We start from the raw sequence: 14,584 nt of genomic DNA on the forward strand, positions 1-14,584 counted from the left end.
CCCGGACCAGGAACGTCAGCGGTCGCCCCCGTCTTGTGCCGGGTCCGGCATCCCGTAGAGCTCGTGCAGCCGCTGCGCGTCTTCCTCGTCGTCCACAGCCTCCTCGTCCGCGGCGTCCGCGTGCCGGGCCCCCTCGTCGTCATCCCCGGGCGTCCGGCCGTGCATCACCTGTTCATGACCGGCGTCGTCCGTGCTCGGCTCGTCGCCCGTCCCCGACCAGGCTGCCGGCTCCGTCGCGGCTCCCAGGTCCGTCGCGGCTCCCAACACCGTCCCTGTCGCCGGCTCCGCCCCCGGGTCCGTCTCGGTCTCAGGATCGTTGTCGCCTTCCACGGGCTCGCCGGCCGTCACGGTGTCCGGTGCATCCGGCACGTCCTCGGAAGCACCCGCCTGACCGTCACCACCCGCCTCCTCGGCGGATGCGTTGCCCTGCGCGACCCACCCCTGCTCGTCGCCCTCGCCCTCGATCACGGGGATCGGCTCCACGGCGTCGTCAGCGGGGGTCCGCTCGCCGTGGACGTCCTCGACCTCGGGGAGGGGCACCTCCATCGTCACGTCGGGATCGGGTCGGTCGGCGGGCTCGCCCGCCGGTACGACGGCGCCCACGGGCCGGTGGCCGGCGGTGGCGCCGGACGGCCGAGCCGTCACCGGCACCAGGGAGTCGTCGGCCTCGGTGAGCCGGTCGGCGCGCCGCAGGGACTCGACGGCTCTGCGGGCGCCGGCCTCGTCGTCCTCGGCGACCGCCCGTGCGAGCCCGCGCAGGTGACGCAGCTCGGCGACCAGGCGTGCTCGCGCGTGGAGGTAGGGGTCCGGGCGGTGAGCACGGGCCAGGGTGTAGCTCTCCAGGACGGCCTCCCAGGCCTCCGGCGAGGCATGCGAGCGCAGCTCGGCGAGGTCGACAGCAGGGTCGCCGACCATCGCCTCGTCCCAGTCCGTCACCGCGACCACCCGCCCCGAGGCCGCATCCTGGTCGTCGGTGAAGGCCACCAGGACGCTGTCCCCGGTGAAGCGGCCATGCACCGGCGTGGGTGCGAACTGCCACATCGGGGCTGCGTCGAAGGCCTCCTCCCAGCGTGCGAGCAGGCCTGTGGGCACCCGGCCGGTCTCGGCGGCGCGGTCGACCTCGGCGATGATCCGCTGGCGGGCTCCCGCGGCGTCGTAGATGGGCACGTCCTGCTCCTCGAACACCCCGCGCGTGATGTTGTGGATGGCGGCGAGGGCCCTGCCGACAGCGCTCGCGAGGCCCGGACCGGCCGGAAGCCGGTGCAGGTCCAGCGGCGAGCCGTCGACGTAGGGATAGACCGCGGCGCTGCCGTCCTTGCCCAGGGAGGCGTAGCCGACCGCCGCCGGCACCTTGAACGGCACGTGCCTGGCCAGCTGCCGGACGAGCTCGTCGTTGCGCTGCAGACGTGCGCCGGCGACCGGGGTCAGCGGCGCCCTCACCGTCCATCGACGACCTGTGGCGTCCTCCACCACCGCGGTCTGCAGGTCGTGGTCGTACCCGCCGTGGGGGAGACCGATCCCCGCCACCGACACCGGTTTCATCCCCGGGACGGCGGCGCTGGCGAGTGCGGCCAGGGCCAGATCGCTGCGCATCACGCTCCCACCGTATGCGGTGCCGTCCCCGCAGCGGGGGAGGTGGACCGGCACGTCCTCGGTCGGTCACCGGCGCCACCTACAGTGGCCGGGTGACCCCCGCTGACGAGACGCTCCTGGACCTGGCGCTGTCCCGTGCCCTGATCGACCGCTCCGCGCGCGAGCGGGCGGACGAGGCGACGGTGGCGCGCGCGCTCGGCGACGACCGCACCCGGGTGCTGGTCCTGCGGCACGGTCGCAGCCGGGTGGTCGGTGGCGACGGTACCCGGCTCGCGCTGCGGCCGCCCGGCCCCTCGGACGAAGGACGCGTGCCCTGGTTCCTCGGTCGTCATGACGGGGTGGCCTACCTGGCCGTCGACGAGCCGGAGCCTGCCGACGACGAGGAAGGCGCGGGGCGCGGGGCGGTCGGCGTCTGGGCGTCGCTGCGCGAGGTGGGATCCGACCTGGACGACCTGGAGGTGGGCCTGCTCACCACCGCCACGGCACTGCACGGCTGGCACTCCCGGCACGGCCACTGCCCCCGCTGCGGCGCGGCGACCCACGTCGTGCAGGGCGGCTGGGTGCGCCGGTGCCCCCGGGACGGCTCCGAGCACTACCCGCGCACCGACCCTGCGGTCATCATGGCGGTCGTGGACGACGACGATCGGCTGCTGCTCGCGAACGGCACCGGCTGGACACCGGGTCGGGTGTCCGTGCTGGCCGGTTTCGTCGAGGCGGGCGAGACGATGGAGGCGGCCGTCGTCCGTGAGGTCCAGGAGGAGGTCGGGGTGCACGTCACCGACCTGGTCTTCCGCGGGGACCAGCCCTGGCCCTTCCCCGCCTCGCTGATGCTCGGCTTCCGGGCCCGGGCGACCGCGACCCGGCTGACGCTCGACCCCGTCGAGATCAGCGCGGCGGACTGGTACACCCGGGACGATCTGGCGACGAGGGTCGCAGAGGGCAGCCGCACCCTGCCGGCCAGGGTGTCCATCGCGCGACTGCTCATCGAGGAGTGGTACGGCGGACCCATCGAGGAGCCGACAGGGGAGCCGCGCCGGTGATGGCAGAGGGCGCTGACACCGTCCTGGAGGGCCTGGACCCGGAGCAGCGCGAGGTGGCCGCGCACCCGAGCGGGCCCATGGCCGTGCTGGCGGGGGCCGGCACGGGCAAGACCCGCGCCATCACCCACCGGATCGCCTTCGGGGTGGCCAGCGGCGTCTACCACCCCTCGCGCGTGCTCGCCGTGACCTTCACCGCCCGTGCGGCAGGGGAGATGCGCACCCGGCTGCGCGGCCTGGGCGTGCCCCACGTCCAGGCGCGTACCTTCCACTCGGCGGCCTTGCGCCAGCTCCAGTTCTTCTGGCCGCAGGCGGTGGGCGGCGCGCCGCCCGACGTGGTCGCCCAGAAGGTCCCGGCGGTGGTCGAGGCCGCCGGCCGGCTGCGGCTGCGGCTCGACCGGGCGGCGCTGCGCGACGCGGCTGCTGAGATCGAGTGGTCCAAGGTCAGCATGCTGACCGCTCAGACGTACGCGGCCGCAGCGCGGGCCGGCGGACGTCAGGCGGCCGGCCTGGACGCGACAGCGATGGCCAGGCTCATCCAGGTCTACGGCGAGGTCTGCGACGAGCGGCACGTCATCGACTTCGAGGACGTGCTGCTGCTCACGGTGGGTCTGCTCGACGAGCACCCGCGCATTGCGGCGCAGGTCCACGGGCAGTACCGGCACTTCGTGGTCGACGAGTACCAGGACGTCAACCCCCTGCAGCAGAAGCTGCTGGACCTGTGGGTGGGCGAGCGTTCTGACGTCTGCGTCGTGGGGGACCCGGCCCAGTCGATCTACTCCTTCACGGGTGCATCCGCCGACCACCTGCTGTCTTTCTCCGCCCGGCACCCCGGAGCCCGTACCGTCCGGCTGGTCCGCAACTACCGCAGCACTCCCCAGGTCATCCACCTGGCCAACCTGGTACTGGCCGGAGCGCGTCGACCCGACGGGCCGGCCGGCCGCTCGCTCGCTCCGTCCCTCGAGCTCGTGGCCCAGCGGAGGGACGGTCCGGCGCCGACGCTGCAGCGCTACGACGACGACGTCGCTGAGGCGCAGGGAGTAGCGGCGAGGGTCCAGGACCTGCTCGGCTCGGGCGTCGCCGCGAGCGAGATCGCGGTGCTCTTCCGGACCAACGGGCAGTCGCAGGCGTTGGAGTCGGCGCTCGCTCGCTCCGGCGTGCCCTACCTGGTCCGCGGCGGAGAGCGGTTCTTCGCCCGCGCCGAGGTGCGCTCGGCCGTCCTGCTGCTGCGCGGCGCGGTGCGCAGCGACGACGGTTCCTCGGCGCTGGGTGAGGTGGTGCGTGCGGTGCTGGCCGGCGCCGGGTGGTCGCCGGAGCCGGCGGAGGGGAGCGGAGCCACCCGGGAGCGCTGGGAGAGCCTGCAGGCGCTCGTGCTCCTGGCCGACGACCTGGCGCGCACGACGCCTGCGGCGCGGGCCGGCGACTTCGTGGCAGAGCTGGACAGGAGGGCCGCCGAGCAGCACGCGCCGACGGTGCAGGGGATCACCCTGGCGTCCCTGCATTCGGCCAAGGGCCTGGAGTGGGACGTGGTCCTGCTTGTCGGATGCAGCGACGGGCTGCTCCCCATCACCCTCGCCGACACCCCGGAGCGGGTGGAGGAGGAGCGCCGGCTGCTCTACGTGGGCATCACCCGGGCACGGGAGCGCCTGGAGCTGAGCTGGGCGGGGGCACGGACACCGGGCGGCCGGTCCAGCCGTCAGGTCTCCCGGTTCCTGGCGCCGGCCGCCGCGGTGCTGGGTGAGGGGGCCGCGGCAGGAGCGAGGCCGACGTCCGAGGGGCGCCGTGCCCGTCGGCGCACGGCGCCGCGGACCCCACGGACGTGCCGCACCTGCGGGTCCATCCTGGACACCGCCGGCGAGCGCAAGGTGGGCCGGTGCGCGAACTGCCCCCCGACCTACGACGAGGCGACCTTCGAGCAGCTGCGCGCCTGGCGCAAGGAGCGGTCCGCCGCTGACGGGGTGCCCGCCTTCGTGGTCTTCACCGACGCCACGCTCGTCGCGATCGCCGAGACTCGGCCGACCGACCGGTCAGCGCTGCAACGCATCTCAGGGGTGGGGGAACGCAAGATCGAGCTGTATGGGGACGCCGTCCTCGAGGTGTTCCGGCCGGCCGCGGGCGACTCCTCGCGGGCCGGTCGCGGACGGGGCGAATAAATACCTTGCCCGGTGTCGACGGCCAGGTCTAGAGTGATTCCCGTCCAGCTCACGGCCGTCGCATCGGCTCGTGGGGTCGAGCACCGAACGGGAGGAGGGTAGGAACCATGAAGATGACGATCGTCAACCTCACCGGCGCGTCTGTCGACACGCACGCCGCAGTTCTGCCCGCCACCGGTGGCGCGCGTCTGCGTGCGTTCCGCCCGGCGGACGATGCAGCGGGAGGTCGTGGCTCCGGCTTCGGCACCGCCCGCACCGAGCTCTCGCCGACCCCCGTCCCCGTCCTGGACGTGACTCCCGACCCGACCAGCTAGGCACCCCTTCCTGCGTCTGCCGGCCGCGAGTCCTCGTCAAAGGATCCGCGGCCGTTCTGCTGCCTGACCGGACATCGTCCGGGGAGCAGGGACCTGTCACCGCGGATCCACCCTCACCGCCGGAGGAGACCGCCATGACGATCACCAGCCACCCGCCAGTCCAGCAGCACAGACACGACCATCAGGAAGGAAGAGACGTGTCCTCCGCCACGCTCACGCACACCGAGGCACTCCGCACCGTCGGCATGCACATGCTCACCCGGCCCGTCGACCGACCCGATGCCGGCCGGGGCACCCCGGGCGGCCTGCCGTGCCAGGAGAACGAGGCGGACCTGTGGTTCGCCGAGCTCCCCTCCGAGGTGGAGCAGGCCAAGCAGCTGTGCGAGCCCTGCCCCATCCGGGAGGCCTGCCTGCGCGATGCCCTGCGCCGGAACGAGCCCTGGGGGGTGTGGGGCGGCCAGCTCCTGCTCCGCGGAGTCGTCGTGGCCCGCAAGAGGCCGCGGGGCCGTCCCCGCAAGGACGAGGCCGCGGCCTGACCCGGACCGGGCCGGCCGCCAGCGCCGCACGAAGGGGGTCGCCCCAGGACAGGGACGGCCCCCTTCCTCATGCGTGCCAGGGACAGGAGGCGTGCACGGTCCACCCGCGCACGACCACGTGCGGTGCGCTGCGGCCGACCTCGTAGCCGAGACCCGGTGACACCGGCCGTCCGGACAGCACCGTCGAGACCAGCATCGTCGTCAGTCCCTCGACGGCCGTGGCCACCGCGTCCGGGACCTCGACGCGGGCGACCTGCTCGACCGGGTGGCCGAGGACCGACACGAGCGTCGGCCAGGCCCGGTCCCGGTCACGCCGGTGCAGGTCCAGGCAGTGCAGGCAGGGCGCGTCCGTCCGTCCCGTCACCGGACCGACCACCACCCGCCAGGGTTGGACGACGACGGGGACGACCACGCTCGAGGTACGGGCGAGGGCGAGGCCGACCTCCGCGGGCACCGCGTGGTGGTGGACCGCGACGTGGACCGGCGCGTCCGTCTCGTCCTCGACGCCACCCAGGCGGGCGCGCAGGCGGACGGCCAGCGGGCCGGTGCCGACGACCGGGCACGCCGCGTCGTCCCCGCGCGCCCCACCGCGACCCGCGCCCGCCCCACCGAGGGCCGCGCCGAGACTGAGCCCGGCCAGGGCCGGGACCAGGACCCGACCCGTCTCCTCGTCCCCGCCCTCGGCCGACGGCAGCAGGACGACCGCGCCCGGGCCCACGCCCGCCTGCCAACCACCGTCGGGGCGGCGGACCAGCGGGACTCGGGCACGGGTGTCGTCGGCGCTCACCAGACCAGACTGGCAGGACGAGGCAGCCTGCTCACGGGGTTGTCCACAGGCACCTCAACCGCGGTGCGCTGACCTCCTCACCTCGCGGCGCCGTCCCCGGGGCCGTCGCCTACGTCGGGGCCGTCACCCTGGTCAGGCGGTGCCTGTCCGTCCGCGGAGGACAGCAGCGCCTCGATGTCTTCGTCGGAGATGGTCAGACCGCTCTCGGAGCCGGACGCCCGCCGCTCGGCGAAGCCGAGGGGGTCGTCCAGGTCGGCTGCGGTGGGCGCGACGTCCGGGTGGCCCCAGGCCTCGTCGCGTGCGTCTTTCCCACCGGCCGAATCCAGGGAGCTCCACAGGTTGGCGGCGTCGCGTAGGCGTCGGGGGCGAAGCTCGAGACCCACGAGCGAGGCGAACGTCTTCTCGGCGGGCCCGCCGGTCGCCCGGCGACGCCGGACGGCCTCGGCCAGCGCGTCGGCGTTCGGCAGGTGCGGGCCTACCGCGAGCGCGGTCACGACGTCCACCCATCCCTCGACGAGCGCCAGGAGCGTCTCCAGGCGGGTCAGGGCCGCCTGCTGGGCGGTGCTCGGCTCCGGCGAGAACAGGCTGTCGCCCAGCGCGGCCTGCATCGCCTCGGGGTCCTGGGGGTCGGCTGAGCGGAGCGCCTCCTCGATCCCGTCGGTGTTGATCCGGATGTCGCGGGCGTAGTCCTCGACAGCGGTGAGCAGCTGGGGCCCGAGCCACGCGACCGCGGCGAACAGGCGCACCCGCGCCGCCTCGCGGACCGCGAGGTAGAGGTGCACCTCGCCCGCGTCGACCTCGAGCCCCTCGGCGAACGCGGCGACGTTGGCAGGCAGCATCGCGACGGACTCGTCACCGAGCAGCGGGATCCCGACCTCCGTGCCGGACAGCGTCTCGCCGGCCAGCGCGCCCACCGCCTGACCGACCTGCCCGCCGAACATCGAGCCGCTCATCCGGCGGATCATCGGTTCCATCTGTCCCATCAGCGCGGCTGGGTTCATGCCCGGAGGCAGCCCGGGGATCTGGGGGGCGCCCTCCTGACCCAGCTGGCCGATCTGCTGCTGCATGGCCGTGGACATGGCCACCTGCAGCCCCTGCGCGACGGGGGTGGTGAGGCGCTGCCAGACCGGCAGGGTGGCCTCGACCCACTCGGCGCGGCTGAGCGCCCGCGCCCGTCCCACCGGCGGCGGGAAGTCGGTGACCTGGTCCAGCCAGAGCGTCGCGACCTGCACGACCTGCTCGACGTCGCGGCGGGTCGCCTCGCCGATGGTGGTGTCGCCGGCCGCGGAGACGACCTGACGGGCGACGTCGTGCGCCAGCTCGGTGTTGACGGGACCGTCGTCGGCCCCGTCACCGCCCCCCATCAGCATCTCCATCTGGGCGCGCATCTGCTGGAGCTGCGCCGGGTCCAGGGAGCCCAGCCCCATGGACTCCAGGGCCTCCCTCATCTGTGGCGGCACCGGACCGCCGAAGAGCGCCTCCAGCGGGTCGGGCTCGTCGTCTGGTCGGCCGACGGGCGGGTGCTCGGACATGTGGATCCTTCCTGGCCGGGGCAGCTGGTTCCAGCCTGCCACGCCTGAGACGATGACTCTGCTCCGGCACCGCCTGACGGCGGCGCCCCACCATGACAACACCGGGAGGCTCCCGTGAGTTCCACGACCTCCGACGCAGCGCGCCGTGCGGGCGCGGGCTGCCCACCACGGATCGCACTGACCCGCGCCGCCGGCGGCCCGGCGTCGGCCGTTGCGGGAGCCCTGGTGCGGCGTGGTCACGCGGTCGTGGGCCTGGACGTGCGGGCGGGGGAGCGTGGGGACGTGGAGTGGCGGCCTTGCGACGTCGCCGCACCGTCGGTGGTGAGGGCGCTGGATGACGTGGACCTCCTCGTCCACCTCGTCGACGAGCACGACCTGGCAGCCGCGCTGCGGGAGCCCGCCGGGACCCGCCGGGGCAGACTGCTCGGCGAGGCCACCGCCCTGACCACGGCAGCCGCCGCCGCCGGCGTGCCGCACCTCGTGCTGGTCACCAGCGCCATGGTCTTCGGCGCGCGACCTGACAACCCCGTCCCGCTGCCCGAGGACGCCCCGCTGCGCACCCTCGACCCGGAGGGCTCGGTCGCCGACCTCGTGGCCGTGGAGGAGGAGGTCGCCACGCTGGCCCGGCTCCACCCGCAGCTTCGGGTCAGCGTGGTGCGGCCCGCCGCGCTCGTGGGGGGCGGGGCGGACACGATCATCACCAGACACTTCGAGGCGCCCCGACTGCTGACCCTGCGGGGCACCAGCCCCGCCTGGACTTTCTGCCATGTCGAGGACCTCGGCACGGCGCTCTCCCAGGTGGCGCACGGTGCCATGCCGAGCGAGCTGACGGTGTCCTCCCCGGGGTGGCTCTCGCAGCACGAGGTGGAGGAGCTCTCCGGGATGCGGCGCGTCGAGCTGGCCGAGCCCGTGGCCCGTGCGGCCGCGGACCGGCTGCACCGCCTCGGGGTGGTGCCGGTGCCCGCTGACGACCTGGCGTACGTGGCCCACCCCTGGGCCACCGAGCCGGTCGCGCTGCTCGGCCACGGGTGGGTTCCCGCGCATGACAACGCCGCCTGCCTGGCCGTCCTGCTGGCCGGCGGGCATGGTCACCACGCCGTGATGGCCCGTCGGGTCACCGCGCGGGACGCGGTGGGGGCGGCGGCCGCCGGAGCGGCCAGCGCCGCCGTGGCCGTCATCGCGACCGCAGCCCTGACCCGCCGCCGGCGCCCTCGTGGCTGACGGACCCGGGACGGCGCCGCGTCGGGCGCCGGGCGATGGGGGCGCAGCGGCCTCCCAGCCGGCATGGGGCATGATGACGCGGTGAGCAGTCCCTCCGTCGTGACCGATGTCCGCGACAGCCCGCTGTCCGTCGACGAGGCGCTCCGCGCCGTCAGCCATCCCCGTGCCGGCGCGGTGGCGATCTTCGTCGGGACCGTGCGCGAGCACGACGAGGGCAGGGAGGGCGTGACCGTCCTCGACTACAGCGCGCACCCGGACGCCGCCGACCGCCTCGCCGAGATCGCTGCGACCGTCTCCCAGGGCCACCAGGTCCACGGGGTGTATGCCGTGCACCGCACCGGTTCGCTGCGGGTCGGCGACCTGGCAGTCGTGTGCGCGGTCTCGGCGGAGCACCGGGCCGAAGCCTTCGAGGGTGGCCGCCGGCTGATCGAGGTGCTCAAGGCGCAGGTCCCGATCTGGAAGCGTCAGCAGTACGTGGACGGCGGGCACAGCTGGGTGGGGATGTGAGCGACGGACACCACGAGGGCGACACCGACCCGACGACCGCGCCGCCGCACACGGGCGTCGGCCTGCGCTCCGGCGTCGCGCTCATCCTCGTCGCGGTCCTGATGCTGGCCGGCGCGGCACTCAGCTGGATCCCGGTCGACAAGGTCATCTTCCGTCCCGGGCCGGTCTTCAACACGCTGGGGACCATCGACGGATCGCCGATCATCAGCGTCGAGGATGACCTGAGGACCTATCCCACCGGTGGTGACCTCTACTTCACCACCGTGATCCTGGACGGGAGCCCGGGCACCAAGGTGACCGCCTGGGAGTGGCTCACCGCGCGCTTCGACCCCGCACTCAGCGTCTACCAGCGCCAGGACGTCTTCCCCAGCGACGTCACGGCCCAGCAGGTGCGGGAGCAGAACACCGAGCTCATGGAGCACTCGCAGGAGGACGCCGCCGTGGTGGGCCTGCGCGCCGCGGGGATCACCGTCCCCGAGGAGATCGTCGTCGCACAGGTCATCGCCGACGCCCCCGCGGACGGGGTGCTGCACGTGGACGACCAGATCCTGTCCGTCGAGGGGGAGAGACCGACGGACACCGAGACGGTGCGCGAGACGCTGCAGGACGTTCAGCCGGGGGACAGCGCGGCGATCACGGTGCTGCGCGGAGGCAAGAAGGTCGACCTCGAGGTGCCCACCAAGCGCGACGAGCAGACCGGACGCACCATCGTGGGCGTCTACCTCGCGCCCCGCTACGAGATGCCCTACACGGTGACGATCGACGCCGGCAACGTCGGCGGCCCCAGCGCCGGGCTGATGTTCTCCCTCGCGGTCTACGACACCATCACCGAGGGTGAGCTCACCGGCGGGCACGCGTTCGCCGGCACCGGCACGATCAGCGGGCAGGGGATCGTCGGTCCGATCAGCGGCATCCCGCAGAAGATGTACGCCTCTGAGCGGGCCGGCGCCGAGCTCTTCCTCGCCCCCGTCGACAACTGCGACGAGGTGGCCGGCGCCGAGCCCGACGGGCTCACCGTGGTGCCGGTCGCGACCTTCGAGGAAGCACTGGGCTTCGTCGAGCAGGCGGCCGCCACCGACGACGTGGCCGCCCTGGACCTGCCGACCTGCGAGCAGGTCCTCGACGACGGCGCCACCAGCACCGACGGCTGAGCGTCAGTCGCGCAGCGTCGCCGCCAGGGCGTGCGTCAGTCCTGGGGCGATGTCCCGCCCGACCGCGACGGCGTCGTCGCTGTCGTGGTCGCGCTGACGCAGCAGGCACAGCTGCTCCCCGTCGCGCAGGCAGGCGGCGAGCAGCCGCACGTCCTTGCGCTGGGGGTGGTTGGCGAGTCGGTCGGTGGCCGCGACGGGGTCCGGCGGCAGGTCCTGCTCGGCCTCCGGGGGCACGACGACCCGTTCGACGGCGATGACGGCACCGTCCACGTCCTCCGGCCAGGCCATCCGTCCGAGCAGGGACTCCAGGTCGGAGGTCCTGGGCAGCCCCTCCTGCTCGACCGCCGTGTAGCCGTCGGTCTCTGCGCCCGGGTCGCCGAGCTGACCGGCGAGCGAGGGCTCCCGCTCGCGCAGCAGCGCGGTGCGCACGAGCGCGAACACCCGGGGTGGCTGCTCCCATCCGAGCCTGGCCACGTGCCGCTCGGTGTCGACGGCGGCGGTCAGCAGGGCGGACGGCGGGACGGCGGGACGCTTCTCGGAGAGCACAGCACCCATCGTCCCATCCCCGCGGGAGCGGTCCGGCGTCGCATCGCCGGGCCGCCGCAGGGCTGGTGGTCTGTCCGCCGCAAGCCGCCGGTTAGGCTGGAGCGGTGAGCGAGCAGGACAACGGGCCCGGCCCCGACGACCCCGCCGGCCGACCCCCCGGTGGTCCGGCGGGCGCCGGCCGCGCCGGCGGACCGCCCCCTGGGGGCCCCTTCGGTCGAGGGCTGCCGCGGCGGCGCGGACGGCTCGTGCCCACCGTGCTGGTGCTGCTGGCGCTGCTGGCCCTCATCGGCTGGGGCGCGACGCTGTGGACCGAGTTCCTCTGGTACGACTCCGTCGGCTTCCGCAGGGTGCTCACCACCCGCCTGCTCACCCAGGCCGGCCTGTGGGTGGTCGCCGCCGTCCTCACCGCGACCGTCATCTGGTCCGGCCTGTGGCTCGCCTGGCGTCACCGCCCGGTCTACGCGCCCAGCACCCCCGAGCAGGCCGCCCTGGACCGCTACCGCACCGCCCTCGATCCCGTCCGTCGGCTGGTCTTCGTCGCGGTGCCGGTCCTGCTCGGCGCCTTCACCGGGACCGCGGCCGCGTCGCAGTGGCAGACCGTCCTGCTCTTCCTCAACCGCCAGCCCTTCGGCACCAAGGATCCGCACTTCGGCCTGGACGTCGGGTTCTTCGTCTTCAGCCTGCCGTTCTGGCAGATGCTCGTCTCCTTCGCCACGCTCGTCCTGGGTCTGACCCTCGTCGCGGCGCTGCTGACGCACTACATCTACGGCGGGCTGCAGCTGCAGGGCGGCCCGCGGTCCTCGCGGACGACCACGGCCGCCCGCGTGCACATCGCCACGATCATCGCCGTGCTCCTCCTCGTGCGGGCGGGGGGCTACTGGCTGGAGCGCTACGCGCTGTCGATGTCGCAGCACGCCCGGATCACCGGCATGACCTACACCGACGTGCACGCGGTCCTGCCTACGCGCGGCATCCTCGCGGCGGCGGCCCTGCTGTGCGCGGTCTTCTTCCTGTCCACGATCTGGACCCGCACCTGGAGACTGCCGCTCATCAGCCTCGCCGGCCTGCTGGTGGTCGCCCTGCTGCTGGGCGGCGTCTACCCCTCGCTGGTCCAGTCGCTGCGGGTCCTTCCCTCCGAGGCGCAGCTCGAGGTCCCCTACATCGACCGGGCCATCGACAGCACCCTCGCCGCCTACGGCTTGGAGAAGCTGGAGAAGATCGACTACAAGGCCGAGACCGAGGCCGAGCCGGGCCAGCTGCGCAGCGACGCCGCCACCGTCCCCGGCATCCGTATCGTCGACCCCCAGGTGGTCTCGCCCACCTTCCGCCAGCTGCAGGGCGTGCGCAACTACTACCAGTTCGGCGACGCGCTCGACGTCGACAGGTACGAGGTCAAGGGCGAGATGGTCGACACCGTCATCGCCGTGCGCGAGCTCAACCTCGACGGCGTGCCCGCCGGGCAGCGCAACTGGGTCAACGACCACACCGTCTACACGCACGGGTTCGGCGTGGTGGCCGCCTACGGCAACCAGCGCACCCCGGAGGGCGAGCCGCGCTTCTTCGAGAGCAACATCCCCCCGAAAGGGGCTCTGGGCGAGTACGAGCCGAGGATCTACTTCGGTGAGCACTCGCCGCTGTACTCGATCGTCGGCGCGCCCGAGGGTGCGACCCCGCGCGAGCTGGACTACCCGGTGAGCGGGCAGGAGACCGGTGAGGTCAGCAACACCTACGCCGGGACGGGCGGCGTGCCGATCGGCACGCTCGCCCACCGCCTCGCCTACGCGATCAAGTACCGCCAGGTCGAGATCCTCCTGTCGGACTCGGTCAACGAGCAGTCGCTCCTGCTCGACCACCGCGGCCCGCGCGAGCGCGTGAAGCGTGTCGCTCCGTGGCTGCGCCTGGACGGCAACCCCTACCCGGCGGTCGTGGACGGTCGCGTGCAGTGGATCGTCGACGGCTACACCGTCAGCAGCCGCTACCCCTACAGCCAGATGGAGGAGCTCGGCGAGGTCACCCTCGACTCGCTCCAGCAGGCGGACAACGTCCGCTCCATCGGCCAGGGCCGGGTCAACTACATCCGCAACTCGGTCAAGGCCACCGTCGACGCCTTCGACGGCAGCGTCAACCTCTACGCCTGGGACGAGGACGACCCGCTCCTCAAGGCGTGGTCGCAGGCCTTCGACGGCACCGTCCGGCCGATCTCCGACATCAGCGGGGAATTGATGGGGCACCTGCGCTACCCGGAGGACCTCTTCAAGGTCCAGCGCGAGGTGCTCTCCCGCTACCACGTCGTCGACGCGGGCTCCTTCTTCACCGGCCAGGACTTCTGGGCCGTCTCCGAGGACCCCACGGTCGAGCAGGAGACCAAGCCGGACATCCCGCCCTACTACCTGTCCATCGCGATGCCCGAGCAGCAGAGCCCCACCTTCAGCCTCACGACCACCTACATCCCGGCCGGGTCGGAGCGGCAGAACCTCACCGGCTACCTCGCGGTGGATGCCGACGCGGGCTCCGACGGCGGCGGCCGTCGGGACGACTACGGCCAGCTGCGGATGCTCGTCCTGCCCCGCGACACCACCGTGCGCGGACCAGGACAGTTCCAGAACGAGGTCAACTCCTCCAACGAGACCTCGGACGCCTTCGACGTCACGCTCTCCCAGTTCCTCAACCTCAACCGCCAGCAGGGCTCGCAGGTCAAGCTGGGCAACCTGCTGACGCTGCCGGTCGGCGACGGGCTGCTCTACGTGGAGCCGGTCTACGTCCAGTCCCAGGGCGGCTCCTCCTACCCGCTCCAGCGCGTCGTCGTGGTCGCCTTCGGCAACGACCTGGCCTGGTCCGACACCCTGGACGGCGCTCTGGACGAGCTGTTCGGCGGCGACTCCGGGGCGACGGCGGGGGATGCCGGCAGCAAGGGCGAGCCCAGCACGGGCGGCACCGGCGGCACGGCCGGCGAGCAACCGGGGACCGGCGCCGACGAGGATGCGCTGGCCGGGGCGGTCGACGACATCCAGGAGGCCTACGCGGAGGGCCAGAAGGCGCTCGAGTCCGGCGACTGGGACGCCTACGGCAAGGCCCAGGACCGGCTCCAGCAGGCCATCCAGCGTGCGGTCGACGCCAGTCCTGGGGGTGGCTCCGTCACCCTGCCCGGTGACGGGAGCGGGGGCGGCGCCGACGACGCGTCGCAGACCACGGCACCCTGACGGCGCG

Annotated in this window: 12 protein-coding genes; 8 read left to right on the forward strand and 4 right to left on the reverse strand. The window is 73.6% G+C overall.

The genetic code is table 11. The features are described from left to right. Nucleotides 1–15: 15 nt before the first annotated feature. Complete coding sequence (locus tag DV701_RS17445; RefSeq protein WP_228255382.1) at nucleotides 16–1,593, reverse strand: phosphotransferase; 1,578 nt, start codon at nucleotides 1,591–1,593, stop codon at nucleotides 16–18. Between the two features lie 92 nt (nucleotides 1,594–1,685). Here DV701_RS17445 and nudC point away from each other — a divergent pair, with 92 nt between their 5' ends. The 4 genes from nudC (at nucleotide 1,686) to DV701_RS17465 (ending at nucleotide 5,633) form a co-directional block, all read left to right on the forward strand. Further along, entirely contained in the window at nucleotides 1,686–2,633 is a 948-nt protein-coding gene (gene nudC, locus DV701_RS17450; RefSeq protein WP_228255102.1) for an NAD(+) diphosphatase, read from the forward strand. Beyond that, the gene (locus DV701_RS17455) at nucleotides 2,633–4,783 is read left to right on the forward strand and encodes an ATP-dependent DNA helicase UvrD2 (protein WP_114930233.1); all 2,151 of its coding nucleotides are present in this window, start codon (nucleotides 2,633–2,635) and stop codon (nucleotides 4,781–4,783) included. The genes nudC and DV701_RS17455 overlap by 1 nt, the downstream gene beginning before the upstream one ends. 107 nt (nucleotides 4,784–4,890) lie before the next feature. Beyond that, nucleotides 4,891–5,097 (forward strand): hypothetical protein, encoded by a 207-nt coding sequence (locus DV701_RS17460; RefSeq protein WP_114930235.1) that lies wholly within the window; start codon nucleotides 4,891–4,893, stop codon nucleotides 5,095–5,097. A gap of 251 nt (nucleotides 5,098–5,348) precedes the next feature. After that, on the forward strand, nucleotides 5,349–5,633 hold the full coding sequence (locus DV701_RS17465) for a WhiB family transcriptional regulator (protein ID WP_407669375.1): 285 nt from the start codon (nucleotides 5,349–5,351) through the stop codon (nucleotides 5,631–5,633). Between the two features lie 67 nt (nucleotides 5,634–5,700). Here the strand turns inward: DV701_RS17465 and DV701_RS17470 are convergent, their stop codons facing one another. Next, a complete protein-coding gene (locus tag DV701_RS17470; RefSeq protein ID WP_114930237.1) occupies nucleotides 5,701–6,420 on the reverse strand; it encodes a hypothetical protein in 720 nt (239 codons plus the stop codon). A gap of 77 nt (nucleotides 6,421–6,497) precedes the next feature. Further along, nucleotides 6,498–7,952, reverse strand: coding sequence for a zinc-dependent metalloprotease (locus DV701_RS17475; RefSeq protein ID WP_114930239.1), 1,455 nt, complete (start codon nucleotides 7,950–7,952; stop codon nucleotides 6,498–6,500). A gap of 114 nt (nucleotides 7,953–8,066) precedes the next feature. On the opposite strand from DV701_RS17475, the gene DV701_RS17480 reads away from it, so the two are divergent. The 3 genes from DV701_RS17480 (at nucleotide 8,067) to DV701_RS17490 (ending at nucleotide 10,831) form a co-directional block, all read left to right on the forward strand. After that, entirely contained in the window at nucleotides 8,067–9,173 is a 1,107-nt protein-coding gene (locus DV701_RS17480; RefSeq protein WP_114930241.1) for an NAD-dependent epimerase/dehydratase family protein, read from the forward strand. Nucleotides 9,174–9,254: 81 nt separating this feature from the next. Next, nucleotides 9,255–9,680, forward strand: a complete 426-nt coding sequence (locus DV701_RS17485) for a molybdenum cofactor biosynthesis protein MoaE (protein ID WP_228255103.1) — start codon at nucleotides 9,255–9,257, stop codon at nucleotides 9,678–9,680. Then, nucleotides 9,677–10,831 (forward strand): YlbL family protein, encoded by a 1,155-nt coding sequence (locus tag DV701_RS17490; RefSeq protein WP_114930245.1) that lies wholly within the window; start codon nucleotides 9,677–9,679, stop codon nucleotides 10,829–10,831. Before DV701_RS17485 ends, DV701_RS17490 begins: the two co-directional genes overlap by 4 nt. A gap of 3 nt (nucleotides 10,832–10,834) precedes the next feature. Here DV701_RS17490 and DV701_RS17495 read toward each other — a convergent pair whose 3' ends face one another. Beyond that, on the reverse strand, nucleotides 10,835–11,386 hold the full coding sequence (locus tag DV701_RS17495; protein WP_114930247.1) for a PPA1309 family protein: 552 nt from the start codon (nucleotides 11,384–11,386) through the stop codon (nucleotides 10,835–10,837). Nucleotides 11,387–11,481: 95 nt separating this feature from the next. Between DV701_RS17495 and DV701_RS17500 the strand changes: the two genes are divergently transcribed. Further along, nucleotides 11,482–14,577 (forward strand): UPF0182 family membrane protein, encoded by a 3,096-nt coding sequence (locus tag DV701_RS17500; RefSeq protein ID WP_228255104.1) that lies wholly within the window; start codon nucleotides 11,482–11,484, stop codon nucleotides 14,575–14,577. Nucleotides 14,578–14,584 lie beyond the last annotated feature (7 nt).

This window comes from Ornithinimicrobium avium, assembly GCF_003351765.1.
Taxonomy (GTDB): domain Bacteria; phylum Actinomycetota; class Actinomycetes; order Actinomycetales; family Dermatophilaceae; genus Ornithinicoccus; species Ornithinicoccus avius.